The organism is Chryseobacterium fluminis (genome assembly GCF_026314945.1).
GTDB lineage: Bacteria > Bacteroidota > Bacteroidia > Flavobacteriales > Weeksellaceae > Chryseobacterium > Chryseobacterium fluminis.
The window spans coordinates 557,905-584,626 of record NZ_CP111121.1 but is presented as its reverse complement, the minus strand read 5'-3'; the positions used below and the strand labels follow the sequence as shown (position 1 = coordinate 584,626).

The 26,722-nt window shown below is 36.3% G+C and carries 20 protein-coding genes and 2 pseudogenes; 16 read left to right on the top strand and 6 right to left on the bottom strand.

Going from position 1 to position 26,722, the window contains the following annotated elements; translation table 11 throughout:
- Positions 1-159 precede the first annotated feature (159 nt).
- The 6 genes from ODZ84_RS02700 to ODZ84_RS02675 all read left to right on the top strand — a co-directional run bounded on the left by ODZ84_RS02700 (position 160) and on the right by ODZ84_RS02675 (position 6,228).
- Positions 160-1,875: a phospho-sugar mutase gene (locus tag ODZ84_RS02700; RefSeq protein ID WP_266175474.1), complete on the top strand. Its 1,716-nt coding sequence runs from the start codon at positions 160-162 to the stop codon at positions 1,873-1,875.
- Between the two features lie 232 nt (positions 1,876-2,107).
- On the top strand, positions 2,108-3,361 hold the full coding sequence (locus ODZ84_RS02695; protein WP_266175473.1) for a pyridoxal phosphate-dependent aminotransferase: 1,254 nt from the start codon (positions 2,108-2,110) through the stop codon (positions 3,359-3,361).
- Between the two features lie 142 nt (positions 3,362-3,503).
- On the top strand, positions 3,504-4,094 hold the full coding sequence (locus tag ODZ84_RS02690; RefSeq protein ID WP_266175472.1) for a hypothetical protein: 591 nt from the start codon (positions 3,504-3,506) through the stop codon (positions 4,092-4,094).
- A gap of 26 nt (positions 4,095-4,120) precedes the next feature.
- Positions 4,121-4,843, top strand: a complete 723-nt coding sequence (gene kdsB / locus ODZ84_RS02685) for a 3-deoxy-manno-octulosonate cytidylyltransferase (protein ID WP_266175471.1) — start codon at positions 4,121-4,123, stop codon at positions 4,841-4,843.
- Positions 4,844-4,956: 113 nt separating this feature from the next.
- The gene (locus tag ODZ84_RS02680) at positions 4,957-5,619 is read left to right on the top strand and encodes a histidine kinase (protein WP_266175470.1); all 663 of its coding nucleotides are present in this window, start codon (positions 4,957-4,959) and stop codon (positions 5,617-5,619) included.
- 33 nt (positions 5,620-5,652) lie between these two features.
- Positions 5,653-6,228, top strand: coding sequence for a glutathione peroxidase (locus tag ODZ84_RS02675; protein WP_266175469.1), 576 nt, complete (start codon positions 5,653-5,655; stop codon positions 6,226-6,228).
- Positions 6,229-6,356: 128 nt separating this feature from the next.
- Here the strand turns inward: ODZ84_RS02675 and ODZ84_RS02670 are convergent, their stop codons facing one another.
- Complete coding sequence (locus ODZ84_RS02670) at positions 6,357-7,013, bottom strand: NAD(P)H-binding protein (RefSeq protein ID WP_266175468.1); 657 nt, start codon at positions 7,011-7,013, stop codon at positions 6,357-6,359.
- A gap of 100 nt (positions 7,014-7,113) precedes the next feature.
- Here ODZ84_RS02670 and ODZ84_RS02665 point away from each other — a divergent pair, with 100 nt between their 5' ends.
- Positions 7,114-7,467 carry an MmcQ/YjbR family DNA-binding protein gene (locus ODZ84_RS02665; RefSeq protein ID WP_266175467.1) on the top strand — a complete coding sequence of 118 codons (354 nt, stop codon included), beginning with the start codon at positions 7,114-7,116 and terminating at the stop codon, positions 7,465-7,467.
- 50 nt (positions 7,468-7,517) lie between these two features.
- Here the strand turns inward: ODZ84_RS02665 and ODZ84_RS02660 are convergent, their stop codons facing one another.
- The gene (locus ODZ84_RS02660) at positions 7,518-8,438 is read right to left on the bottom strand and encodes a bifunctional riboflavin kinase/FAD synthetase (RefSeq protein ID WP_266175466.1); all 921 of its coding nucleotides are present in this window, start codon (positions 8,436-8,438) and stop codon (positions 7,518-7,520) included.
- A 204-nt stretch (positions 8,439-8,642) separates the two neighbouring features.
- Here ODZ84_RS02660 and atpD point away from each other — a divergent pair, with 204 nt between their 5' ends.
- The 3 genes from atpD (at position 8,643) to ODZ84_RS02645 (ending at position 11,414) form a co-directional block, all read left to right on the top strand.
- Positions 8,643-10,151 carry a F0F1 ATP synthase subunit beta gene (gene atpD, locus ODZ84_RS02655; RefSeq protein ID WP_266175465.1) on the top strand — a complete coding sequence of 503 codons (1,509 nt, stop codon included), beginning with the start codon at positions 8,643-8,645 and terminating at the stop codon, positions 10,149-10,151.
- 81 nt (positions 10,152-10,232) lie between these two features.
- Positions 10,233-10,514, top strand: coding sequence for a FoF1 ATP synthase subunit delta/epsilon (locus ODZ84_RS02650; RefSeq protein ID WP_266175464.1), 282 nt, complete (start codon positions 10,233-10,235; stop codon positions 10,512-10,514).
- Positions 10,515-10,592: 78 nt separating this feature from the next.
- Complete coding sequence (locus tag ODZ84_RS02645; protein ID WP_266175463.1) at positions 10,593-11,414, top strand: hypothetical protein; 822 nt, start codon at positions 10,593-10,595, stop codon at positions 11,412-11,414.
- 51 nt (positions 11,415-11,465) lie between these two features.
- Here ODZ84_RS02645 and ODZ84_RS02640 read toward each other — a convergent pair whose 3' ends face one another.
- Positions 11,466-12,632, bottom strand: coding sequence for a TlpA disulfide reductase family protein (locus ODZ84_RS02640; protein WP_266175462.1), 1,167 nt, complete (start codon positions 12,630-12,632; stop codon positions 11,466-11,468).
- Between the two features lie 167 nt (positions 12,633-12,799).
- On the opposite strand from ODZ84_RS02640, the gene ODZ84_RS02635 reads away from it, so the two are divergent.
- Both ODZ84_RS02635 and ODZ84_RS02630 read left to right on the top strand, forming a co-directional pair.
- On the top strand, positions 12,800-13,831 hold the full coding sequence (locus ODZ84_RS02635) for a sensor histidine kinase (protein WP_266175461.1): 1,032 nt from the start codon (positions 12,800-12,802) through the stop codon (positions 13,829-13,831).
- On the top strand, positions 13,828-14,544 hold the full coding sequence (locus tag ODZ84_RS02630) for a LytR/AlgR family response regulator transcription factor (protein WP_266175460.1): 717 nt from the start codon (positions 13,828-13,830) through the stop codon (positions 14,542-14,544). The genes ODZ84_RS02635 and ODZ84_RS02630 overlap by 4 nt, the downstream gene beginning before the upstream one ends.
- Positions 14,545-14,556: 12 nt before the next feature.
- On the opposite strand, the pseudogene ODZ84_RS02625 reads toward ODZ84_RS02630, so the two are convergent.
- Positions 14,557-16,741: pseudogene (locus ODZ84_RS02625) on the bottom strand (B12-binding domain-containing radical SAM protein).
- Between the two features lie 254 nt (positions 16,742-16,995).
- On the opposite strand from ODZ84_RS02625, the gene ODZ84_RS02620 reads away from it, so the two are divergent.
- On the top strand, positions 16,996-17,319 hold the full coding sequence (locus ODZ84_RS02620; protein ID WP_323136844.1) for a GLPGLI family protein: 324 nt from the start codon (positions 16,996-16,998) through the stop codon (positions 17,317-17,319).
- Positions 17,320-17,364: 45 nt separating this feature from the next.
- Here ODZ84_RS02620 and ODZ84_RS02615 read toward each other — a convergent pair whose 3' ends face one another.
- Positions 17,365-18,636, bottom strand: a complete 1,272-nt coding sequence (locus tag ODZ84_RS02615) for an aminotransferase class I/II-fold pyridoxal phosphate-dependent enzyme (RefSeq protein ID WP_266177445.1) — start codon at positions 18,634-18,636, stop codon at positions 17,365-17,367.
- Positions 18,637-18,717: 81 nt separating this feature from the next.
- Entirely contained in the window at positions 18,718-19,755 is a 1,038-nt protein-coding gene (locus ODZ84_RS02610) for a PLP-dependent cysteine synthase family protein (protein WP_266175458.1), read from the bottom strand.
- Positions 19,756-19,976: 221 nt separating this feature from the next.
- On the opposite strand from ODZ84_RS02610, the pseudogene ODZ84_RS02605 reads away from it, so the two are divergent.
- The 3 genes and pseudogenes from ODZ84_RS02605 (at position 19,977) to ODZ84_RS02595 (ending at position 25,598) form a co-directional block, all read left to right on the top strand.
- A pseudogene (locus ODZ84_RS02605) lies at positions 19,977-23,461 on the top strand (glycosyltransferase family 117 protein).
- An 82-nt stretch (positions 23,462-23,543) separates the two neighbouring features.
- Complete coding sequence (locus ODZ84_RS02600) at positions 23,544-25,031, top strand: hypothetical protein (RefSeq protein WP_266175457.1); 1,488 nt, start codon at positions 23,544-23,546, stop codon at positions 25,029-25,031.
- A gap of 39 nt (positions 25,032-25,070) precedes the next feature.
- Entirely contained in the window at positions 25,071-25,598 is a 528-nt protein-coding gene (locus tag ODZ84_RS02595; RefSeq protein WP_266175456.1) for a DUF1697 domain-containing protein, read from the top strand.
- The last annotated feature ends 1,124 nt before the right edge of the window (positions 25,599-26,722 follow it).

The window sequence follows — 26,722 nt, the reverse complement described above, 5'->3', positions numbered from 1 at the left end:
AAGGTAAAGGTGGAAACTTCCATCCTCCGTCTCCCAGTTTCTAACTAAAAAATAAAGAAACTTAAATTTAAATAACGGGCAAGAAGCTTGGAGCATGAAGCTGGAAAACTTCCATCCTCCATCTCCCAACTTCCAGCCAAAGAATACCAAAATACAAATATGTCAACATTAGAAAAAGCAAAACTGTGGTTAAGTGACACATTCGATAAAGAAACGAGAGATGCGGTTCAATTATTAATTGACAGCAATTCGCCTGATTTTGAAGACTCTTTTTACAGAGAGCTTGAATTCGGAACTGGAGGGATGAGAGGAATTATGGGAGTCGGAACCAATCGTTTAAATAAATATACGTTAGGTCAGGCTACACAGGGACTTGCGAATTACATGTTAAAGCAGTTTAAAGGGGAAGAAATCAGCGTAGCCATTGCTTACGATGTTCGAAATAACTCAAGAGAATTTGGGAAATTAGTGGCGGACGTTTTAACGGCAAACGGAATTAAAGTATTGCTTTTCAAGGATCACAGACCGACTCCGGAATTATCTTTCACAGTACGCGACAAAAAATGTAACGGAGGAATTGTACTGACTGCGTCTCACAATCCGCCGGAATACAATGGCTATAAAGTATACTGGAATGACGGAGCACAAATTGTTCCTCCTCATGATGAAGCGATTATAAATGAAGTTTATTCTGTAAAATTTGACGAAATTAAATTTAACGGAAATGATGCTTTAATTGAATGGATCGGAGAGGAGCAGGACGAAGTGTATATCGATGCCTGTATCGAAAACTCGACCTATCAGAATGTCGGTAAAGAAAACCTGAATATTGTTTTCACATCAATTCACGGTACAACCTATACAACCGTTCCTAAGGCACTTAAAAAAGCAGGTTTTAAGAAAATTGACCTGGTTACAGAGCAGATGATCCCGAGCGGAAATTTTCCAACGGTAAATTCTCCGAATCCTGAAGAGCCGGCGGCGTTGGAGATGGCGATGGATCTTGCAAAAATTACCAATGCTGACATTGTTATCGGAACAGATCCTGATGGCGACCGGTTAGGAATTGCAGTGAGAAATCTTGAGGGTGAAATGCAGTTGCTTAATGGAAATCAAACCAATACGATACTTACGTACTATATTCTGAATGAATGGAGAAAGCTTGATAAAATTACGGGCAAAGAGTTCATTGGCTCTACCATTGTAACCTCAGATATTTTCTTTGATATTGCTCAGAAATTCGGCGTGCAGTGTAAATCTGGTCTTACCGGATTCAAATGGATCGGAAAAATGATCCGTGATTTTGAGGGCAGAGAAAAATTTGTTTGTGGCGGTGAAGAAAGTTTCGGATTTATGACCGGAGATTTTGTAAGAGATAAAGATTCCTGCGGAAGTATTGTCCTGGCTTGTGAAATTGCGGCCTGGTGTAAAGCCAATGGCAGAACGATGTATCAATATCTTATCGAAATTTATCAGGAAACCGGAATGTATTATGAAGGATTGGTTAATCTGGTAAGAAAGGGCCGGGATGGTGCTGAAGAAATTCAGGAGATGATGAAAAACTTCCGTGAAAATCCTCCGAAAGAATTGGCCGGATCACTGGTGGAAGAAGTAAAAGACTTTAAAGAGCAAACCAATTTCATCGTTTCAAAAGGTGAAAAACAGGTTATGAATGATATTCCAAAATCAAACGTTTTGATCTACTATACTCAGGACGGTACAAAAGTTTGCGTAAGACCTTCAGGAACAGAGCCGAAAATTAAGTTTTATATTTCTGTGAAAGATTCAATTTCGTCTGAATCAGACTTCAGAGATAAATTAAAATCTCTGGATGAGAAAATTCAGGAGGTAAAAAAAGATCTTCAATTGACATAATATCATGAGTTATAAGTTTTGAGTTATGAATTATAAGTGACTTTGTTAATGGAAAAATAGTTTCTACTTGCAATAAAATTGTCATTCTTACAGAAAAGTTTGACGGTTTATAAATTCATCAGTGGAAACTTTCAAACAGTCAAAAGTCATAAATATGAAAGAATTAAACTCATCACTCATCATTAATACCTTATAACCATACTTAACATAATTCTAATAAAATAAAAATAAAGTGAAAGTTTCAAAATTAGCGGCGAACCTGATCGGTTCAGAAATTGTAAAAATTGGTAACGAAGTAAATGATTTAAAGGCAAAAGGAGCGGAAATTGCGAATCTTACCATTGGTGATTTGAATTCTAATATCTATCCGATTCCTGCAAAGTTAAAGGAAGAAATTCAGAAGGCTTATCAGAACAATCTGACGAATTATCCGCCTGCTAACGGGCTTTTATCTTTAAGAAAAGAAGTTTCTAAAGACCTGATGACAAGATGGAATTTAGACTACGCTCCTAATGATATTTTGATTACTGCTGGGTCAAGACCATTGATTTATGCTGTTTATAAAACCATTGTCGACGAAGGGGATAAAGTCGTTTACCCTACACCGTCATGGAATAATAATCACTATGCATACCTCACTTCGGCGGATGCAGTAGAAGTGAAAACAACTCCCGAAAACAATTTCCTTCCCACTGCAGACGATTTGAGACCTCATTTATCAGGAGCAGTTCTGGTAGCGCTTTGTTCACCACTGAATCCAACCGGAACCATGTTTACAGAAGAGCAGCTTTCCGAGATCTGCGAATTGATTTTAGAAGAAAATAAAAAAAGAGGAGAGGACGAAAAGCCATTGTATTTAATGTACGACCAAATTTATTCGAACCTTACTTTTGGAGCAAAACATGTAGATCCGGTGTCTCTTTTCCCTGAAATGAGAGATTACACCATTTATATTGATGGTATCTCCAAATGCCTTGCTGCAACAGGAGTCAGAGTAGGTTGGGGATTCGGTCCGGCTCATATTTTAGATAAAATGAAGGCGCTTTTAACACACGTTGGGGCCTGGGCACCAAAACCGGAGCAGGAAGCCACAGCCAAATACTATGAAAATCCTGACGATGTAAACACTTTCGTAGAAGATTTCAAAAATAAACTGGAAGCAAGCTTAAAAGTACTTCATAATGGAATCCAGGATTTAAAGGGTAAAGGGCTTGCGGTGAATAGTATCGAACCGATGGGCGCACTGTACCTGACCATCAAATTAGATTATATCGGAAAAACCAAACCTGACGGATCCGTTATTGAAAATTCTTCTGATTTGGTATTTTATTTAATTAATGAAGCGGGAGTGGCGTTAGTTCCTTTCTCAGCTTTTGGAGAAGAAAAATCCGAGCCCTGGTTCAGAGCTTCTGTCGGAGGTGTGGCCACAGAGGAAATTTCAGCCATGATGCCGAAATTGGAGAAGGCTTTGATTGCTCTAAAGTAACTTTTCTTACATAACTTAGATGCTTCGGATTTGTTTAAGCATGATCTTACTAAGCAACTGTTAAAATCAACAGATCGTATTAGGATTGTCATGCTGAGCGGAGTCGAAGCATTTTAATAAAACATTTTCTATTCACGAAAAAATGAAATTTCAAAAAAAATCTTTCATCGAAACAAAATCGTTGAGCTATTTAACAGTGGGAATTATCATTTTGGTTATCTTAAGTGTTTGGTTTTCAGGAATGGATTCTCACAGATCACTATTCCAAAATTCTATTGTTTCAACTTCAATTTTAGCCATTACTTTTTTCCTTTTCATTAGTTTAGGATTGTTCTATGGCATAAAATTAAAAGATAATATTGGGGTTATATTAAATTATGAAAGAATAAAGAAAGTTTCAGATAAAGGTCTAACAATTGACGGATTTAATTTTGAGCCCCCTATTCATGGAGACGGATTTGGAGGAATTATATTCTCAATTATTCTTTGGTTTATTTTTTCTGTACTTATTATGTTTTTAACATTCATATTGGGTGTTTTCTTTTGGGTTGTAATTTTAGTATTTACAGCTATGCTATATTGGATTTTTTTCCGAGCTTTGCGCTTTGTATTTAAAAATTCAAAACATTGTAAAGGAAATTTCTTTAAAAGCTTTGGTTTTGGTTTTCTTTATTCATTCCTGTATGTCTCATGGATTTACGGAATGATCTTTTTGATTAATTATTTAAATTAAAAAAATCATCATTAATATATTTTAAAATGAAGATTATAGCAGTTATTCCAGCACGTTATGAAGCCAGTCGCTTTCCGGCTAAGCTTATGCAAATGTTAGGCGAGAAAACCGTTATTATAACAACTTATCAGAACGTTGTGGAAACAGGTTTGTTTGATGAAGTTTTTGTAGCTACAGATTCAGAAATTATTTTTAATGAAATCGTAAACAACGGCGGAAAAGCAGTAATGACCGGACCACATGAAACAGGCAGTGACCGGATCGCAGAGGCGGTGCAAAATATTGACTGTGATATTGTGATTAACGTTCAGGGTGACGAACCTTTTTTAAAATTAGAACCTCTGCAACAATTAATTGACGTTTTTAAGGCGGATGAAAATCAGGAGATTTCATTAGCATCATTAAAAATCAGACTTACGGAAAAGGAAGAAATTGAAAACCCTAATAATGTAAAAGTTATCACGGATAATAATGGTTTCGCCCTATATTTCAGCCGTTCTGTAATTCCTTTTCACAGAGAAATTTCTTATCAGATCGATTATTTCAAGCATATCGGCGTGTACGCTTTCAGAAAGCATGCCTTATTACAATTTTCAAAACTGGAAATGAAGCCCTTGGAAATTTCTGAAAAAATAGAATGCATCCGTTATCTTGAATATGGCATGAAAATCAAGCTGATAGAAACTAATTTCATCGGAGTTGGTATCGATACTCCTGAAGATCTGGAGAAAGCCAGAAAGTTAATTTGAAAATTTTCAATTAGATCATTTGAAAATGTGATGTTAGCATTGTATTTTCAAATTGCTTCAATTTCAAATTTTCAAATTAAAAAAGCCTTATATTTGAATTATAAATTGAATTAATGAAGAAATTAGTCTTAGTATTTATCCTTTTATTTTCACAGTTATCTTTCGCTCAGACCGCAAAGGAAATTATAGATAAAAATATTGAACTTTCCGGAGGATTAACGAATTGGAAGTTGTTAAATTCAGTCTTATTACAGGGAAAAGTAATTTTAGGTATAAAAGACGAGTATCCTATCAAAATATTTCAGCAGCGTCCGAATCTTACCAAAACAGTGATTACCATTAACGGAAAAGACACTGCCATTGAAGGATATGACGGATCTAAAGGATATGCGATGAACTATGCCACTAATAAAGTTCAGGAATATCCGGATTATACAGCTGAAAGTTTTGATAATGATTTTATAGACTGGGAGAATAAAGGTTTCGAAGCGAAATATCTGGGGAAAGAAAAAATAGGAGATATCTACTGCCACAAAGTTGAACTTACAAAAAATGTAAATAAAAATATCTATTATTTCGACACAAAAAGTTTTATGCTTTTAAAAGAAATTAAAAAAGACGAGACGCTCATCTATTCAGATTATAAAAAAGTAGGGAATTTGGCGATGCCTTTCAGAATAGAATCGTCCAGTGCTAAAAAAGATGGTGATTATGTTATGTTAATCAATAGAATAGATATTAACAAAGTATTTCCGGCCAATACCTTTAAATTTTAAATGGCAGAACCGCTGCAAAATAAATAATCTAATATGAAAAAGATTTTTTTAGTAATGCTTTCATTTGTCGCTTTTTTACAAAGCTGCATGAATCAGAAAAGTGAAAATTCTAAAGCAAAAACCACCGAACTTATGGGAAAGACAATATACGATTTTAAAGTCGAAAGCCTTGACGGAAAGGAAATCAACTTTGCCGATTTTAAAGGAAAGAAAATTCTTATTGTCAATACGGCATCAGAATGTGGATTTACGCCCCAATATGCTGATCTTGAGAAGGTATCTGAAGAGTATAAGGATAAAGTGGTTGTAGTCGGATTCCCTGCTAACAATTTTGGAAGTCAGGAGCCGGGGACAAACACAGAGATCGGCGCTTTTTGTCAGAAAAATTATGGAGTCACTTTTCCCCTGGCTGCCAAAGTTTCTGTAAAGGGTGATGACACCGCTCCGATCTTTAAATACTTAACCGAAAAAGAACTGAATGGCGTAAAAAATACAACTATTCTCTGGAATTTTACAAAATTCCTGGTTGATGAAAACGGTAAACTGATCGATACTTTTGTGAGTACCACGAAACCCACGGACAACGCGATTACGAAGTATTTTAAGTAGAAAATAACAACAATATATTAATGTAACAATATAACAATATAACAATATAACAATATAACAATGTAAGAATGTATCAATGTATCATACTTTGAGTGGTCAATTAGTAAACTGTTATATTGTTACATTTATTAATCATTAGTTTTCTCCGCAAAAGAGAAAATATTTCCCAGCTTTATGCTTGAATAGCCATTGCTTTTTATCTTTGAAGAATTAACCATTGCTGTGGCTAAAATGTGTGTCGGTAATGGTTTCTGACTTTCTAGTAAGCCTATTTTATTCGCGAATTTTATAATTCTGCTTCCCAAAACTTCCCCGGTCCGGTCAGAATCTTTCCTTTCCAGCATTCCGGGTTTAAAAATGGTGATTTTATTGAAATGCAGCTGCTTTACGGCTTCTTCCAGTTCTCCCTTCATTTTTGAATAAAAAATTTTTGATCTTGGATTAGCTCCATAGGAAGACACTAAAATATAATCTTCTACCTCATTTTCTCTGGCAGCCTTTGCAAACTGATACTGATAATCAAAATCAACCTTTCTCTGGGCTCCCTTACTTCCTGCGGTTTTCAGGGTGGTTCCGAGACAGGAAAATGCAACATCACCTTTTACCAGAGACCTCCATTCCTCAGGTTTTTCAAAATCTACGATGTGAACTTTAAGTTTATCATTTTGAATATCAATAGGTTTTCTTATAAAAACATTAATTTCCTCAAAATCTTTATCGTCGAGTAGCTGATTGACCAGATCTTTTCCTGTAGCGCCTGTAGCACCGATTACGAGAGCTTTCATAATAATGTCATTTATGTGATGTTTGTTTCTTAAATTTACTAAATTTGAATTAAAGTAAAAAATATTATTGATTATCAATTACTCATCACCTGTTTAAAGTATGGATGCCAACGAAATTTTAGATTATTGTCTTGCTAAAAAAGGAGTTACAGAAAGTTTCCCTTTTGACAATGAAACTCTTGTAATGAAAGTCGGAACAAAAATGTTTTTATTGATGGCTTTGGAAAAACAGCCTTTAAGTATTAATGTGAAAACCGATCCGGAATGGAGCGCAGAACTTCGTGAGCAATACCCCCAGATTACAGGTGCCTATCACATGAACAAAATACACTGGAACGCAGTGATGACAGATGGTTTAAAAAGAGATTTAGTTTTTAAAATGATCGATCAGTCGTATGAATTGGTATTTAATTCATTAACGAAAAAAGCAAAAGAAGAGATTTTAAGTACTTAATAATGTAATTGAAGGTTTTACATCATAATTAAAAGTAATTATTTATTTTTTTAAAAGTCAAATTCTCCAGTTAATCTTTTATCCTCGTCCAGCCTTTCAACCAGTTTTTCAATACCTTCAAATTTAATTTCGTCGTGAAGAAACGCTCTGAATTTTACGGTGATTTCTTCATCATAAATGTCACCTTCAAAATCCAGGATATACACTTCTACGGTTAATTTTTCTCCGTTTACGGTGGGGTTTGTTCCGATGCTCAGCATGCCTCTGTACTGCTGACCTCTGACAGTGACTTCCACAATGTAAGCTCCTTTTTTAGGCAAAAGCTTAATAGACTCTGTCTCAATATTGGCCGTTGGATATCCGATGGTGCGCCCGATTTTCTTTCCGTGAACAACAGTTCCGGAAACAGAGTACGGGTATCCCAGCATCTCGTTGGCTTCCTGAATATGACCTGCTAAAATGGCGTTACGGATTTTGGTAGAGCTGATATTGTTTTCATGGATATTAATAGCCTCCATCTGTTCAACCTCAAAGTCCAGTTCTTTGGATAATTTCTGAAGCAGTTCAAAGTTTCCGCTTTTATTTTTTCCGAAAGAATGGTCGTAGCCAATGATTAAATATTTTACGTGAAGCTGACCCACTAAAATCTGACGCACAAACTCTTCTCCCGTTAAGTTCCTGAATTCTTCATCAAATTCTTTTAAAAATAAATTTCCGATATTATATTTTTCCATCAGAAATTTTTTCTCATCGATCGTATTAAGAAGTTTAAGATTTTCATTTGGGTTAAAAACAAATCTCGGGTGAGGCCAGAAAGTAAGTACGCCAGTCTCCAGGCTGTTTTCAGAACCTACTTTTATTAATTCATCAATAATACTTTTATGACCGAGATGCACTCCGTCAAACATTCCTAAAGACAGTGCTAAAGGCTTTTGTGAAGTATAATCTTTAAAATTCCTGAAAACTTTCAAAATGAAAAAATTTTGACTGCAAATATAGGTATAATGTAGCAATCTGTCAATATTACACCATGTCAATATTTTAACCAGACATTATTTGTTATACTCCAAAATGACAGACCGGGACATTAATAGAAAAGTATGATAAAAATCTTTTTTTTAGCAATTGCGGGTTAATGAAGAATCATTATATTTGCACCAAGAAAAAATTTAGCAATGGCAAACCAAATTAAAGGTAAAATTTCTCAAATTATTGGTCCGGTAATCGACGTTGTCTTCAGTGATCTGGAAGCAGTTCCAGCGATCTATGATGCATTGGAAATTACAAAAGAAAACGGTGAAAAAGTAGTTTTAGAGGTAGAACAGCATATTGGCGAAGATACAGTAAGATGTATCGCAATGGACGCTACTGATGGTCTTAAAAGAGGGCAGGAGGTAATCGGATACGGAAATCCTATTACCATGCCGATCGGTGAGGCTGTAAACGGAAGACTTTTCAACGTAGTTGGGGATGCTATCGACGGACTTCAAAATATTTCTAAGGAAGGTGGTCTGCCTATTCACAGACCGGCTCCGAAATTTGATCAACTTTCAACTTCTGCGGAAGTTTTATTTACAGGTATTAAAGTAATCGACTTAGTGGAGCCTTACGCAAAAGGAGGTAAAATTGGTTTGTTCGGTGGTGCCGGAGTAGGTAAAACAGTATTGATCCAGGAGTTGATTAACAATATTGCAAAAGGACACGGAGGTCTTTCGGTTTTTGCCGGAGTAGGTGAAAGAACGAGAGAAGGAAATGACCTTTTAAGAGAAATGCTGGAATCAGGTATTATCAAGTATGGTGATGATTTCATGCATTCTATGGAAAACGGAGGCTGGGATCTTTCTAAAGTAGATTTGGAAGCGATGAAAGATTCAAAAGCAGCATTCGTTTTCGGACAGATGAACGAGCCACCTGGTGCAAGAGCGAGAGTAGCACTTTCGGGTCTTACATTAGCAGAGTACTACAGAGACGGAGGTGAAAGCGGACAGGGTAGAGACGTACTTTTCTTCGTAGATAACATCTTCCGTTTTACACAGGCAGGTTCTGAGGTATCTGCACTTTTGGGCCGTATGCCATCTGCGGTAGGTTACCAGCCGACATTGGCATCTGAAATGGGTGCGATGCAGGAAAGAATTACTTCCACTAAAAACGGTTCAATTACTTCTGTACAGGCGGTTTACGTACCTGCGGATGACTTAACTGACCCGGCTCCTGCAACAACGTTTGCTCACTTGGATGCGACAACAGTACTAGACAGAAAAATTGCTTCGCTGGGTATTTATCCGGCAGTAGATCCATTGGCTTCTACTTCAAGAATCCTTGCTCCGGAAATCATCGGTGAAGAACATTATAACTGTGCTCAGAGAGTAAAAGAAATTCTTCAGAGATACAAAGCACTTCAGGATATCATCGCCATTCTTGGTATGGAGGAACTTTCTGAAGAAGATAAATCAGTAGTTTACCGTGCCAGAAAAGTTCAGAGATTCCTATCTCAGCCGTTCCACGTAGCAGAACAGTTTACAGGGATTCCAGGATCATTGGTAGATATCAAAGATACCATCAAAGGATTCAACATGATCATGGACGGTGAATTAGACCACTTACCGGAAGCAGCTTTCAACCTTAAAGGAACCATCGAGGAAGCTATCGCGGCCGGACAAAAAATGTTAGCTGATAACGCTTAAGAAAATTTTAAATGTTAAATTTTAGATTTTAGATTGAAAAATCATTTAAAATTTAAAATCTATAATCTAATTCATAAAAAAATGAATATAAAAATTTTAACACCAGAGTACGTAGTTTTTGAAGGGGAAGTAGAATCTGTATTGTTGCCTGGAAAGAATGGTGAATTCCACATCATGAAAAATCACGCAGGAGTCGTTTCTTCTTTAACCGGTGGTAAAGTGAAGCTTTTTGCTAAATCTGTTGATGAAGCTTATGCTAAAAACTTAACTAAAGAAAATGAGAAAGATTCAGTTTTTTCTTATTCTATCAAAAGCGGTGTTGTAGAATTTAATCATAATAAAGGAATCATCCTTTGTGAATAATTAAATGATAAGCTAAATATATTTTCAAGAAAGTGTAACTTTGTTACACTTTTTTTATGCCTGTAAAAATCTGATTGTATGAGGAACAGTATCATCATGTTGTTTACATTTATAAGCGTTTTCTGTAATTCCCAGTTGATCAAAACCAAAAGAGGTATCGTAAGCCTCGACGGGGTGCATGTGGCAAAGATCTCCAGCAAATCAAATGTATATACTTTTATGGATTTAAAGGAAACCCCGATATATACTATAGAATTTGTTGATAAAAGTATTGTAGATTCAGTCCGCGACAGTTATATTAAACTCAACAGGGTATACAACCGCGATAAGGTCTTAGAGCTCGATTATATTTCTCCTTCTGCATTTTCAGGAGAAGAAAAGTCGGCTGTTTATACCTGCATTAAAGCACTTAAAATTATTGATAATAAAGGGATTAATATCAGGTCACTGGACGAACTTTTCAAAAATGTTCCCAAACGGAAACTTGATGCAAAAACAAAAGAAGCATATACCACCCGTAGTAAGATTGATAAAATGAATATTACGGTAAATAATGTAGGTGAGATTTTAAGTAATGGTAAACCTGTAGGATATTTTACCAATCTGCCGGTAAGCTTCGGATCTGACAATACTATTTCTGAAAAAACATTTGTTGATATTGAAATATATGATGCCAACAGCAAATATATCGGAAAATATAGTACCACCACCAAGCAACTGAAGACCGCGGGCGGTAAAACATTTACCATCTATAAAGAATTATCCGGAAGAGCGTCCCTTTTAAAGTTTCCTACCTATCAGGCCATTGCGGAAAGAATGGCAATAATGGATCCCAATTTCATTAAAATTCAGGAAAAAGTAATTGTTGGAGAGGTTGTTAAAGATACTGCCCCGAAATAAGACATTGCCTGTATTGTAAAGGTATTAAGAATACAGGCAATATTTTTATTATTATTTTAACAGGTTTTTTAATTTTTTTTCCAAACCGTCTCCCCGGATTTCATCTCCTGATGACACAATGGTTCCATCCTGGGCAATCAGAAACCCGGCAGGAATACCATCTACGCCATAAGCAGTAGCGCAATTTCCTTTAAAAGCCTGTATATCAACGGTGTTATACCAAGGTGTGTTCTCTTCTTTCATAGCTTTAAGCCAACTGTTCATCTTATCATCTAAAGACACCGCATAAATTTCAAAGCCCTTTTTATGATATTTTTCGTAGGCTTTCTGTTGGTACGGAAATTCTGCACGACAGGGGGAGCACCAGGAAGCCCAAAAATCCAGCAGGGTATATTTATTTTTACTGATAATTTCTGAAAGCTTAATTTTTTTTCCATCTGCTGTTGTAGCTTCAATATCTTTAAAAGGATTGCCTGTAGCTACTGTCTGCGCCTGTTCCTGCTGTTTCTGTTCCTCAAGATACATGTTTCTAAGTTTTGTAATGCTTATATCTTTTCCAATCTCTTTTTCATATGTATCTAATAAGGCTATACGATTCTCAATAGAGTATTCAGGCGCAGCATCATAATAATTGTTTAGTGTAAATACTTTCGCCAGTACAGGATAATGACGGGTTAATATATTTTTCTGATATTGACCCTGGATAGCCATCAGTTTCGTTAGGATTCTTTCATACTGTGCCAAAACAGAGTCTTGTGACTTTTTCATTTTTTTTGCTTCAAATCTGTCATACAGATCACTTAATTCTCTAGATTTTTTAAAATTATCCCGGAAATTTTCCATGTAAGTGAATCCATATACTATTTCGTTCAGCTTTCCACCTTTTACCATAAAAGCTTTATCACCTAATGTTGCCTGAAATGTGCCGTTTTCCAAAATAAACTCCGCTCTGCTATTTCCGGCTGTGACCATAGCAATCTCAGGATGCTTCATGTGTCCTTTGATAATAAATTTACCGTTAATAATATCCACACTGTCTGCCGGATAGCCCATATCATTCATTAAATATGCCTTTTTCGGAGTTTCTTTCATCTCTGTGATTGTTCCATTAATGGTAAAGCCCTGTTCATCTGCATTTTTACAGGATAGAATAAACAACAGTACTGCAATAGGCAGTATTCTCCAGAAGTACCATTTTCTCTTCATTTCATTTTTCATACTTGTATATTTTAATTATTAAATATCGATAGACAAACTTATTATTTTCTTTAATACGAGCTCAGAAATTATGATCAACGCATCTATTTTGATGATGAAGTGCATTTGTCATTTCTTTTTGGTATTTAAAATTAAAATATTGTATTTTGGATCTGAAAAATTACACAATGAATGAAAAAACAAAATGGCAAATTGAAAAATATACCTATGAAATTATCTTTGTCATTACAGTATTTCTACTCGCAGGTTTATATCAATGGATCGCATTAAACAGCGCCGGCTTTTTTTTCCCGGCTGTTGTATTCTTTTTTATCATTTATCTGCAGGCTCAGCTTTTCAGAATCATCGTTTTTCCACTATTCAGAAACAAAAAATATCTGAAGGTTATTATCATGACAGTGGTATATTTAAGTATTGTCATATCCATATTCTATATCCTCTGTCATTTTTGGTTAAATCATGAATTTCATCTCGGTAAAAGGAAATCAATGAAATTTATAATTTATCATGTCGCCACCTGCTGCATCAGTACCATCATACTCATGTGCCTTTTATTTATCCGGCAATACTACGGGGAAATGGAAAAAAGAAACAAAGATCAGCTGTTGCTTAGAGAAATAAAGGTTAAATTACTGCATGCTCAGCTGAACCCGCATTTCTTCTTTAATATGTTTAATAATCTCTATGGGGTGAGCTTAACAGATCCGGATAAAATTCCTGATCTGATTCTGAAACTTTCCCATCTTATGAGATATCCGCTCGAAAACGGTGATAAACGGTTTGTAAACTTGAAAGATGAAGTAGAATATATCGAAAGCTATATCGAAATGGAACGGGTACGAGTAGGAAAACGTTGCCAGATTACATTGTCATTACCTCCGGACACGAAACTTCTTTCCAATTATCAGATTGCGCCGCTATTATTAATCACACTCGTTGAAAATGCCTTTAAACATAGCTATGGATCTGCAGGAACCTGGTTTATTCAGCTTCAATTTATGCTTACCGGAAATGAATTCAGTATGCAGATAATCAATTCTGTATCAGAAAATGATACCGGTAAGCAGTCTTTTGGGATGGGCCTTTCCATTATTCGTAAAAGGCTATCGTTATTATACTCAGATAAATATACTCTGGGAAGCTACCTGTCAGACGGTGAGTATCAGACAAAATTAACCCTCCAATTAAATGCATTATGATTGCCGGTAGACCTTTAAATTGTATTATTATTGATGACGAAGAGGGTGCTCATCTTGTGATCGGACATCATCTGAAGGGATTGGAAGTTGTAAAATTATGTGGTAATTTTTTCGGTGCTAAAGAAGCATTAGAATATATCTATACCAATTCTGTTGACCTGATATTTCTGGACATCAATATGCCCGGATTCAGCGGTATTGAAATGTTGGCTGCTATGACAAAACCGCCATTGGTCATACTGACAACTGCCTACAGCGAATTTGCACTGCAAAGCTATGATTATCAGGTAGTAGATTATTTAATTAAGCCTGTTTCTTTACCAAGATTTCTGGTTGCTATCGATAAAGCTCTGGCCTTATTTGAAATAAAGAAGATTCATAGTGATGATAAAGCTGATGCGCCATCAGAATTAATCACTCTGAAAGTTGATGGAGATTACCTCAGGATAGATCCTTCCGAAATTGAATATATACAGAGTTGGGGGAATTACGTCAAAGTATTTATAAAAGGAAGTTTTGTCCTTGCTTCTATTACGACCCATGAGTTGGAGAAAAAGCTGGATGCCACAAAATTTATCCGGATTCACAAATCATATATTGTCGCATGGGATCAGGTCCGGAAAGTAAAGGGTAATCAGGTATATTTATTGCGGGAAAATTCTCTTCCTATCGGAAAAACATTTCGTAAGCAGCTCATGGAAAGATTGAAATAATATGATTCAAAACTAAAGACTCAAGATCACCCCATTTTCCTTCAGCTGTTGGATCGGTTTAGAAAACCAGAACAGCTCAAAATTTTCAAAATTTTCTTCAAAATCAGTCTTTAACTGCTGGAGCGTAATTTTCTTTGTCTGGTCCGTAAAACTCTTTTCCAACATGGTCATTAGCCAACCGGCGTGCTCCTGGTCCAAATCTACACTCACAATATTAGTTTTTAAGTGGATTGTAATTCTCGTGTACGGGTAATTATACTTCTTTTTATTTTTTACGCGATTCTCAGCGATTACGTTTTTGGTTAAAAAGATGATTTTTGAACTTCCTTTAAATGTAAAATCATTATCTTCCAGTAAAGCGTCATGAATGTAATCCGGATGAACCGTAGTTCCGGGAATTTTGAAATCAAACCACTCCTGGAGGGGCAGCTCGAAATTAATTCCGTGCATATAATTAAACAGTGATTTTTTTAATCCGAAACTGAACTGGCTGTGGTCGATTCCTGTTATATCTATAAAGTCGATATCATTGTTGGCAAATAAAACTTCATTTTCGACCGGAGTCACTCCAAATTCTTCAGGATTTATTCCTACGGGGGAGTGTGCTGTCATCGCAAACTGATGCCAGAAACCACTTTGTAAGATCCCCATTTCAAATAATTGCCGGACCATTTCCAGAGAGTCGATGGTTTCCTGCACCGTCTGTGTCGGATAGCCGTACATTAAATAGGCATGAACCATAATTCCGGATTCCGTAAAATTGCGGGTCACCTTTGCAACCTGGTCTACAGAAACTCCTTTATCAATTAATTTTAAAAGACGGTCACTTGCTACTTCGAGACCACCGGAAACTGCAACGCAACCGGAAAGTTTCAATAAAAAGCACAGGTCCCGGGTGAAGCTTTTTTCAAAACGGATATTGGTCCACCAGGTGACCACAATATTTCTCCTTAAAATTTCCAAAGCCACTTCACGCATCAAAGCAGGAGGTGCCGCTTCATCTACGAAGTGAAATCCTGTTTCACCGGTGGTGAGGATCAGTTCCTCCATTCTGTCTACCAGGATTCTTGCGGAAACAGGTTCATAGATTTTAATATAATCTAACGAAATATCACAGAATGTACATTTTCCCCAATAGCAGCCATGGGCCATCGTCAGCTTATTCCATCTTCCGTCGCTCCATAGGCTGTGCATCGGATTGGCAATTTCAATGACGGAAACATATTGGTCCAAATGTAAATCGGTGTAATCGGGTGTTCCGACTTCTGCCTGCTTATAATCCTGTCGTTTGGAATTGTTTTTATACGTAACTTTATGGTCTTCAATAAGAAATGTTCTTTTAAAATAAGATTCATCGCCTTGCCCGGGATGACAGATGTTTTCATACAGCAATTCAATCGGAAGTTCCCCGTCATCTAAAGTAATAAAATCGAAAAATTCAAATACTCTTTCATCTTTTACTTCCCTTAATTCTGTATTTGGAAAACCTCCACCCATAGCAGTTTTAAGGTGAGGATAATTTTCTTTGATAAATTTTGCACATCGGAAAGCCGAGTAAAGATTCCCAGGAAAAGGGATAGAGAAACAAACCAGCTTAGGCTGTACTTCCTCTAATTTTTGCTGAAGAATCTTCAAAGTAATTTCATCAGTAAAAGTCTGACTTTCCGATAACTTTGCATATAACTCATCAAAGGAATTCGCACTTTTCCCTAATCGCTCAGCGTATCTGCTGAACCCAAAATCCGGATCAATATTTTCAATAATATAATCTGACAGATCTTCTAAATATAAAGTGGCCAGATGTTTGGCTTTATCCTGTAATCCCATGTTGCCGAAAGCAAATTCCATATCATCCAGGTGGTTAAATCTTGATGCTTCCGGTAGAAAATTCATGGAACAGATTTGCCGGGCGAGGGTAGGGTTTTTTCCCTGTAAAAAAGAAACAACCTGAAATATATTCATTTCTCAGTGTGAAAATTCTTTGGGAATTTTCTGAAACATTCTGAATAACTATTTCTATGTCAAAAATTTTCTGAATTCCCTCTTTTGAAAATAATTGAAGAATCACTTCGATTCCTAAATCAACCTGATAGCTTGAAATATTTTTTATATTCAAAAAACCTTTGATATACGCTGTCGCAGGATAAGGAGTATTGAGTTGGGTAAAGGGCGGAGTGATAAGAAGCAGATCTTTCAACAGAGAAGTTTTATAATTATTTAAAAAGAGTTTCATCAAAACCCGGTGTCAAAGATATAAATTTTTCAGCTATTTGCCATTTTCATACAATTTGTTTTACTTTTTTAATAAAATATTTTGTTCAGTACGCCGATCGAAGTATGGCTTTAAAACTGTCTGCTGACGGTTGTTTCCCGAATTTTACCAATACACTGAATTATTAAATAATTATTGCTGGTGACAGACCACCTGAAAATATGACTGGAAACTCACGAATGAAGAGAAAAAAAATAAGTACTTACACCGTAAAAAAAGCCAGTACTGTAATCAATGGTGAAAATATCTCTGTGTGGTACACTGAAGAATTACCGGTAAAAGAAGGTCCGGAAGACTATTACGGACTGCCGGGATTAATTATTGAGGCCAGTTCAGAAAATAAAACCTTTCTTGCAGTCGCCATCAATAGGAAAGATACTGCATTTAATATTACCAAGCCTTCACGTGGAGAACCTATCAGTAAAGACCAATATGATCATCTGGTGAGTGAAACCATCAACCGGCTTAAACAGCAGGGAATGGGACGACCTCCGGCAAACTAATATAAAAAGAAAGAGACTGTTTTGATGACAGTCTCTTTCTTTTTATTATAAAGGTTTAAAACTTAAACCCTGTTCTTCCAATAGTTTTTGTTCCTGCTCTTTATAATAGCCATTGACTAATTTATCGTGAATGGCTTCAAACGCTGCCAGCGTCTCATTAATCTCAGAATCCGTATGAGATGCTGTTGGGATTAATCTCAACAAAATCATTCCCTTAGGAATTACCGGATATACAACGACAGAGGTGAAAATTCCGTAGATTTCCCTCAAATCTTTTACCAGAAGAGTAGCTTCCACAGGAGTACCCTGCATCATAACCGGAGTTACACAAGTATTGGTATCACCAATATTGAATCCTCTTTCCTTAAGCCCGTTCTGTAATTTGTAGGTGTTTTCCCAAAGCTTTGCTTTAATTTCCGGTCTTGATCTCAATAATTCCAACCTCTTTAAACCGCCAATTACCATTGGCATTGTTAGAGACTTGGCAAAGATCTGAGATCGCAGGTTGAATTTCAGATATCGGATAATATCTTTCTCACCGGCTAAAAACGCTCCGAAACCAGCCATTGATTTTGCAAAGGTAGAAAAATATACATCAATCTGATCCATACAGTTCTGCTCCTCACCAACACCTGCACCTGTTTCTCCTAAGGTCCCGAATCCGTGAGCATCATCCACTAAAAGTCTGAAGCTGTATTTTTCTTTTAAGGCGCAGATTTCTTTAATTTTTCCCTGCTGACCTCTCATTCCGAAAACTCCTTCGGTGATTACTAAAATCCCACCGCCGTTTTCTTCCGCTACTTTCGTTGCTCTCTGAAGATTTTTTTCAAGACTTTCGATGTCGTTATGTCTGTAGGTGAATCTTTTTCCTGCGTGCAGTCTTACACCATCTACAATACAGGCATGAGAGTCCACATCATAAACGATCACATCATTTCTGCTTACCAAAGCATCAATGGTAGATACCATTCCCTGGTATCCGAAGTTCAATAAATATGCTGAATCTTTTTTTACGAAATCTGCCAATTCTCTTTCCAACTGTAAATGCTGATGCGTTTCACCGGACATGGCTCTAGCTCCCATAGGATAGAACATTCCGAATTCTGCAGCAGCTTTGGCATCGGCTTCAATGACTTCAGGATGATTACATAATCCCAGATAATCATTGGCACTCCAGAAAATTACTTCTCTTCCTTGAAACTGCATTCTCGGGCCGATAGGTCCCTCTAATTTTGGGAAAATAAAATAACCTTCACCATAATCTGCAAATTGTCCAAGGGGTCCCGGATTTTCTTTTATTCTTTCAAAAATATCCAACATTTTTCTAGTAATTTTTAAGTGAAAAAGCCTTTTATGGTCTACAAAAAAGGCTTGATTTGTATCGTGATTTAATTAATTCTATTTAATAAATTCTGTCTTGAAAACCTCATCGTAATTGTGTACACAGTTATTGACAAAACCCTGTTCGGCCATCCATTTGTCACTGTACACTTTCGTAATATATCTTGATCCGTGATCCGGATAAATCAAAACAATCATATCATTCTCCGCGAATGGATGAGACTGTGCGTACTGAATAAGTCCCTGGGTTACGGCTCCTGTTGTATAACCGCCCATAATTGCTTCTTTCAGGGCAATCTCACGGGTTCTGTAGGCTGACATTTCATCATTTACCCTGACAAATTCATCCACTTTATCAAAAAGAAGGGCAGAAGGGATTAAATTTTTTCCCATTCCTTCAATCTGATATGGGTGCACATCCTCTTTATGAATCTCGCCTGTTTCATGATAGCTTTTAAGAATCGATCCGTCTGCATCTACTCCGATGATTTTGATGTCCGGATTTTTCTCTTTCAAAAACTTTGCTGATCCCGATAAGGTTCCACCAGTTCCAGTACAGGCAAAAAGGTGAGTGATCTTCCCATGGGTCTGTTCCCAAATTTCAGGACCGGTAGTTTGGTAGTGTGCATCAATATTTAGTTCGTTAAAATACTGATTGATGTAAACTGAATTTGGTGTTTCTGAGGCGATCCTCTTAGCAACTTCATAATATGATCTGGGGTCATCTGCCGGCACATTGGCAGGACAAATATATACCGTAGCACCTAATGCTTTAAGGTAGGCAATTTTCTCGGGTTTGGTTTTATCACTTACCGCAAGGATACACTTATATCCTTTAATAATGCAAACCATTGCAATTGAAAATCCTGTGTTCCCTGAAGTAGTCTCTACAACTACGGAATCTTCTTTTAATAAACCTTTTTTCTCAGCGTTGTCTATAATATGAAGGGCGATTCTGTCTTTGGTGGAATGTCCAGGATTATATGATTCTAACTTGGCGTAAACGGTTGCAGGAATATCTTTTGTAACAGTATTTAGCTTCACCATTGGAGTGTTCCCAATTAGGCCAAGGATATTATCGTAAACATTACTCATTATTTGTTATTTTTCAATAAAAATCTGACCGCAAAAATACAAAAAAATAAATAATTACTAAACTTTTGTTTTAGATGTAAGCGATGAATCTTAAAATTTATTTTTTTCATGCAATCTCAGGACCGAAAGTTTTCAAAAAACGCGCCAAATTTTTTAAATTTTGTTAAAAACACCATGAAGTAAGATAAAAGCCTTATTTTCGCGTAATTGATATTAATACTATGAAAAATTGGACTTTCAGGCAATGGAACACCGTCGTAGGATGGGTGGTGTTTGTCATTGCATTTTTCACGTACTTGTCCACCATTGAACCCAATTTCAGTTTTTGGGATTGTGGCGAGTATATCTCTTCTGCGGTAAAATTGGAAGTAACGCATGCTCCGGGAGCAGCTTTGTTTCAGATTGTGGGTGCTGTAGCAGCCATTTTTGCTTTAGGGAAGGGTGAAAATTATTCTGTGGTGATCAATGCGATGTCTGCATTGTTCAGCGCACTTACGATCTTGTTTCTGTTCTGGACGATCACTCATTTCGTGAGAAGACTTTTAAACAAAGATTTCGAAGATGTTACGAAGCATCAGGAAATCTCAATTCTCTTTGCCGGAGTAGTGGGGGCATTATGCTTCACATTCTCTGATACCTTTTGGTTTTCGGCAGTGGAGGGTGAAGTTTATTCGATGGCCTCTATGTTTATTGCCCTTCTGGTCTGGCTGATTACCAAGTGGGAAAATGAATATAACGCGCCGGACAGTGAAAGGTGGATTATTCTTATTTTCTTTATCCTCGGATTATCAGTAGGAGTTCATATGATGTGTATGCTGGCCATTCCTGCGGTTTGTCTGGTATATTATGCCAGAAACTACACCTTTACGTGGAAGAATTTTATCTGGGCCAATCTTATTACCCTGTTTATTTTAGCAATGGTTTTCAAATTTATCTTCCCGTTCATCATGACGATGTTTGGCAAGCTTGAGATCTTCTTTGTTAATGGGTTGAACTTACCTTTCCACTCAGGGACTATTGTTGCCTTTATCATTATGGTGGCGATCTGCTATTTCATTATTAAATATGCCAGGAAAGTACAGAAAAAAGTCTATCAGACGGTAGCACTTTCCCTTGTTTATATGATTATCGGTTTTTCATGCTGGATGGTCATTCCGATCCGTGCGAATGCAAATCCTCCGATGAACTTAAATGATCCTGATAATGCCATCGGGATGCTGGATTACTATAACAGAGTACAGTATGGAGATTGGCCTACAGTATACGGTCAGAATTACACTGCCTTTCTGGATGCCAATGGAATTGAAAAAAATGAGGACGGAAGTTTCAGGACCGAAAAAACAGGAGAGGTTTACGAAAAAGATGAGAAAACAGGAAAATATCTGAAAACAAATGACCGATTCAATTATGTTTTCAGTAAATCTCAGGTAAGCTTTATGCCGAGAATGTTTAATGAAGATAAAAATGTAATGGCGAACTACATTTCGATGTATGGCGCTCCTGACTTTACCTTTAATTATGACAATGAAGATGTTGCGGATAATCCTCAGGCTAAACAGATTTTTGAGGAGCTCCGTGGAAAATACGAAGATAAATCCATTACAGCTGCGGATTACCTGAAGGTAAAGCCTTATAACCTTATTAAAGTTCAGAGGCCTTCTTTAGCTCAGAATATGGATTATTTCTTCACCTTCCAAAATGGATATTATTTTGTGAGGTACCTGATGTGGAACTTTGTCGGAAGACAGAATGATCTTGAAGGAAATATGGAAAGTACAAGAGGTAACTGGGTATCAGGATTTTCGTTCATTGATAATGCTTTGTGGGGAAATCAGGATAAAATGCCTGCCAAATTTCAGAATGAGAGTACGGTAAAGTTCTTCTTTTTACCGTTAATTTTAGGATTGATAGGATTTTTCTTCCAGCTGAACAGAGACTTTGGTAGGTTTTACGCTTTGTTATCACTATTCGTTTTAACGAGTGTAGGAATTGTTTTCTATACAGGAGTAAAGCCTTTTGAACCGAGAGAGAGAGATTATGCCATGGTAGGTTCATTTTACGCTTTCGCAATCTGGATCGGCCTGGGCGCAGGAGCTATTCTATGGTTTCTTCAGTCAAAGGTAAAATCAAACGCAGCCAATATCGTTGCCGGGGTTGTTTTACTTGGGGTACCTTTTATGATGGGTTTCCAGAATTACAATGTACATGACAGAAGCAACCGATATACGGCCTATGACTATGCTTATTCCATGTTGAAGTCATTACCAAAAGACGATATCCTTTTTGTATATGGCGATAACGATACCTATCCGGTTTGGGCCATTCAGGAGACTGAAAGATTCAGGGATGATGTGAAAGTAGTCAATTTTACATTGGCATCAACACCGTGGAATATTGACCAGGTAAAGAGAAAAACATACAATGCTAATGCAATTCCAAGCCAGCTGACTCATGATGATTACAGAGATGGAGTAAATGACCAGATCTACATGATGAAAAAGGATGACTGGGAGGGCGTGTTTTCTATGCTGAAAGAACAGGGAGCACCTGAAACTGAGTTTGCAGAGTTCAGAAAGTATCTTACTCAGGATTCCATGACATTAAAAGAAGCCATGAGCTTTATTAAGCAGAAATCTCCTGCGAAGGACGAACTGTTAAAGATGTATTTCGGAGAAGAAAAATATGAAAAGTATAATATTCTTCCGGTAACCAAATTCATTCTTCCTGTAAATAAAGATAATGCTTTAAAAGCCGGAATTATCACTCAGGCAGAGCTTTCAGGTACCGTGAATCAGATTATGATCAATTACAAAGGAAATACACTTTTTAAAAATAATCTTATTTTAATGGATCTTTTGGCGAATTTCGACTGGAAAAGGCCAATCAGCTTCTCATCAGGAGGGATCTATGACAGTGAGAATATTTTCTATCTGGACGAATATCTTCAGTTTGACGGCTTCAGTTACAGATTAATTCCTATTCATACCCCTCAGACTCCTGACGGTGAAATGGGAAGAGTAGATGCCAACTCATTATATAATGTCGTTAAAAACTTCAGATGGGGTAACTTTAAAGACCTGAATACTCATTTTGATGAAACAGCTACTTCTAACATCATGAGCTACAGAAGTTCGGCGAGCAGAGCTGCAGCAGCACTGGCTACGACAGGACAAAAAGCAAAAGCTGTTGAAGTGCTGGATCTTGCAGCCAGAGAAATTCCTGCTGAAAAATATAATGATCCCGCTCTCTAAGTTCAATGGTGTACGGATACATCGTTGCAGGACAGGAGCAGAAAGGTCTTCAGCTGGCAGAAGTTCTTAAAAAAGGAATTTTTGAAGAGTATGACTATTACGCAGGCCTCACAAGAGAAGAGCAGAACTATCTGAAAAGACAGATGAGATCTAAACCAATGGAATACTCGCTGGTCGTTTCAGCAGTTACAGATGCCTACAAAAGACTGGGCCAGAATGATAAGGCCTATGCTTATCTGGTAAAGTCCATTGAGCCGATCGATAAAAAGTTCAATGTTTTTGTGAAAGATCTTCAGCAGATGGGTAAAGATAAAGCCCTCAAAGAATCTGAAAACGTTCAGAAGATCACGCCATTCTACCAATATTTATTTGATATTATGGAGCCTTTTGATTCTACCTATTCGAAAGAAAAAGAAAGTCAGATTACCAATGCGATTATCAACGCCACTAAATAAAAACTAAACGGAACTTCGGTTCCGTTTTTTTATTGGGATTCAGGAATATTAGAATTATATTTGTGCAACATAAATAAGCACGATGGCTGAAACAAAAAACAACAAAATCCCAATGTATGCTGTAGTTCTTACAGTTCTTTTTAAACTTCTTTTTTTATTAACACACTATATTCAGGAGGATGCCTTCATTACCTGGCGTGTTGCCCAGAATCTCCTTGATTACGGCGTCATAGGTTTTAACGGCGATACGAAAATATCTGCATCCACAACGCATCTGTATGTCTTTGTTTCTTATTTCTTTAATCTGGTTTTCGGAAAAGAACATTTTATAGAACCTATTCTCATCTTCAATTCGGTTTTATTTACCATAGGAACCCTGTTTTTGTCTCATTTGGTATTGAAAAAACCATGGCATAAGGCACTATTTATATTTTTGATCGGAATACTTCCGCCTGCTATTAAAATATCCATTTTAGGAATGGAGTATGGGATTCTGTTCTTTTTAGAAATGGCCCTTTTATATTATGGCTTTAAAAAAGAAAAAAAGTGGGCACTGCTCCTGTTGCCGGTACTTATTCTGTTCACAAGGATCGATACGGTCATTTTCCTGGGAACCGTGTTTTTGGTTGACCTGTTCTGGACAAAGAAGATCCGGTGGAATTATGTGGTCGGAGGTATTTCAGCCGTTTTATTTACCGTTTCTTTCAACTGGTTCTATTTTGGAGAACTCGTTAATAATACGATTGTCGCTAAAAAGCTTCTGTACGATCACAATTTTACGTTTATGCAGAGTCTGGAGTATTTTGGAGTTAACTTCGGAAACTTTTGGGGAATGCTGAAGCTGCCGGGAGATTTTAACCCTCTCACCATCTTGCTTTTAATTTTCGAATTGCTTTGTTTTATTTACCTGATCCGCCAGCGGGAAAGAAGGAATTATTTTCTATGGATGATCTTCATGTTCGGATGGGTAAAACAACTTATTTTCCTGTCACAGAAGAGCCTTTTTGACTGGTATTACTGGGTTCCGCAATTACTGCTTTTTGTCCCTGTTTTAATTTTTGTGTTGGAACAGAAAGAAAAAAGAAATCTCTGGCTGTCTCTGCTGATCGTATTTTATATCGTCCCGATGCTCGCTTTCCAGACAGTACACTCAATTGCAACCGGAAACGGGGAATGGAATTACAGAAGAACAATAGGATTGTTTTTAAATCAGTATGAGAAAGATAAAAAACAATGGATCCTGTTGGAGCCTGCCGGATATGTTCCTTATTTTTCAGGATTGAAAACAATCGATGAAGTAGGACTCGTTGATAAAGAAGTTCAGTCTGAAATTAAAAAAGATAAAAAAAATTACTGGGTGAATACCGTTAAAAAGAGAAATCCCAAATATCTGCTTTCTTATGATGACCTGTTTGAACGGACAGATGCTGAATACTATAAAACGCATTATAAATTACTGAAAGAGTTCAGGATAAAAGATCATCTGAAAAGTGACCATAAAATTCTTCAGAAAATATATGTTTTGAAACCGTCCGGAACAGATTATAACCTTTATGAAAGAGTTGATTAATCGTTGAAAATAATAAACTTTTAACCAAAATAGGAGTGAATGATGTACTGTGCTTTTCTTAGAGGAGTGAATGTAAAAGGAACCAATATGAAAATGGCTGAAGTCGGCCAGGTTTTCAAAAATGCAGATATGGAGGAAGTAGCATCGGTTCTGGCTTCCGGAAATATTATTTTCTCATCGGATAGGACACCCGGTGAATTAAGACAAATTCTTGAAAAAGCAATGTCTGATCACTTTTCTTACGAAGCCTTCCTCTTTATCAAGTCGAAGGAAGAAATAGAAAATTTTTGGAACGGCAATCCGTTTGAAAGAAATAATGATTTTCATACCTATTCTTTTATCGGTAATGCGGGCGTTGAAAATACTTTAATGCAGGAATTTGAGAATTCTTTAAAAGCCGAAAATGAAGATGCCCAAATCGTAAATGAAATTTTCTACTGGCAGGTTCCGAAAGGGAGTACTTTAGATTCCGGTTTTGGGAAAATTTTAGGCAAAAAAAGTCTTAAAGATCAGTTCACCAGCAGAAACATCAATACGTTTGAAAAAATTTTAAAAAGGATGAATTGATGTAACTGGAATAATTTTCCTCTTAAGTGATCTGAATATTTCTATAGCTAGGAATAAGCTTATGTAACTGATGTGTTAAAGCGAATTCATCTGTCATACTGCAGAATTTTTAACACATAAGAATTTTGTAAGATGACTTTTGTACCGCACAGAAGAACACTTTAGTCTGTAAAAATCTTCGATTTTTCTTAACTGATGTAAATATTTTCAAAGTTTGGGATAAACTTATTTGACTAATGTGTTAAGGAGACTCATCTGTAATACTGTTGAATTTTTAACACATGAGAATTTTGTAAGATGACTTTTGTACCGCACAGAAGAACACTTTAGTCTGTAAAAATCTACGATTTTTCTTAACTGATCTAAATATTTTCAAAGTTTGGGATAAACTTATGTGACTAATGTTTTAAAGCAAATTCATCTGTAATACTGCAGAATTTTAACACATAAGAATTTTGTAAGATGACTTTTGTACCGCACAGAAGAACACTTTAGTCTGTAAAAATCTACGATTTTTCTTAAGTGATCTAAATATTTTCAAAGCTAGGAATAAGCTTATGTGACTAATGTGTTAAAGCAAATCCACCTGTAATACTGCAGAATTTTTAACACATAAGAATTTTGTAAGATGACTATTGTACCGCACAGAAGAACACTTTAGTCTGTAAAAATCTACGATTTTTTCTTATTTGATCTGAATATTTCTACAGCTAGGAATAAGCTTATGTGACTGATGTGTTAAAGCAAATTCATCTGTAATATTGTAGAATTTTAACACATAAGAATTTTGTAAGATGACTTTTGTACCGCACAGAAGAACACTTTAGTCTGTAAAAATCTACGATTTTTTCTTATGTGATCTGAATATTTTCAAAGTTTGGGATAAACTTATGTGACTGATGTGTTAAGGAAACTTACCTATAATACTGTAGAATTTTAGCACATAAAAATTTTGTAAGATGATTATTGTACCGCACAGAAGAACACCTTATTCTTTAAAAATCTACGATTTTTTCTTATTTGATCTAAATATTTTCAAAGCTAGGAATAAACTTATGTGACTGATGTGTTAAAGCAAATTTTATTGTAATGCTTTCAAAATTTGAACACCTTAAGAATTTGAA

Coding starts and splice junctions, on each gene's coding strand:
- ODZ84_RS02620 (WP_323136844.1), top strand. CDS start 16,996: ATGAAGAGAAAAAAAATAAGTACTTACACCGTAAAAAAAGCCAGTACT.
- ODZ84_RS02595 (WP_266175456.1), top strand. CDS start 25,071: ATGATGTACTGTGCTTTTCTTAGAGGAGTGAATGTAAAAGGAACCAAT.
- ODZ84_RS02600 (WP_266175457.1), top strand. CDS start 23,544: ATGGCTGAAACAAAAAACAACAAAATCCCAATGTATGCTGTAGTTCTT.
- ODZ84_RS02670 (WP_266175468.1), bottom strand. CDS start 7,013: ATGAAAGCTCTCGTAATCGGTGCTACAGGCGCTACAGGAAAAGATCTG.
- ODZ84_RS02635 (WP_266175461.1), top strand. CDS start 12,800: ATGAATGAAAAAACAAAATGGCAAATTGAAAAATATACCTATGAAATT.
- ODZ84_RS02700 (WP_266175474.1), top strand. CDS start 160: ATGTCAACATTAGAAAAAGCAAAACTGTGGTTAAGTGACACATTCGAT.
- ODZ84_RS02610 (WP_266175458.1), bottom strand. CDS start 19,755: ATGAGTAATGTTTACGATAATATCCTTGGCCTAATTGGGAACACTCCA.
- ODZ84_RS02690 (WP_266175472.1), top strand. CDS start 3,504: ATGAAATTTCAAAAAAAATCTTTCATCGAAACAAAATCGTTGAGCTAT.
- ODZ84_RS02665 (WP_266175467.1), top strand. CDS start 7,114: ATGGATGCCAACGAAATTTTAGATTATTGTCTTGCTAAAAAAGGAGTT.
- ODZ84_RS02680 (WP_266175470.1), top strand. CDS start 4,957: ATGAAGAAATTAGTCTTAGTATTTATCCTTTTATTTTCACAGTTATCT.
- ODZ84_RS02640 (WP_266175462.1), bottom strand. CDS start 12,632: ATGAAAAATGAAATGAAGAGAAAATGGTACTTCTGGAGAATACTGCCT.
- atpD (WP_266175465.1), top strand. CDS start 8,643: ATGGCAAACCAAATTAAAGGTAAAATTTCTCAAATTATTGGTCCGGTA.
- ODZ84_RS02650 (WP_266175464.1), top strand. CDS start 10,233: ATGAATATAAAAATTTTAACACCAGAGTACGTAGTTTTTGAAGGGGAA.
- ODZ84_RS02630 (WP_266175460.1), top strand. CDS start 13,828: ATGATTGCCGGTAGACCTTTAAATTGTATTATTATTGATGACGAAGAG.
- kdsB (WP_266175471.1), top strand. CDS start 4,121: ATGAAGATTATAGCAGTTATTCCAGCACGTTATGAAGCCAGTCGCTTT.
- ODZ84_RS02675 (WP_266175469.1), top strand. CDS start 5,653: ATGAAAAAGATTTTTTTAGTAATGCTTTCATTTGTCGCTTTTTTACAA.
- ODZ84_RS02645 (WP_266175463.1), top strand. CDS start 10,593: ATGAGGAACAGTATCATCATGTTGTTTACATTTATAAGCGTTTTCTGT.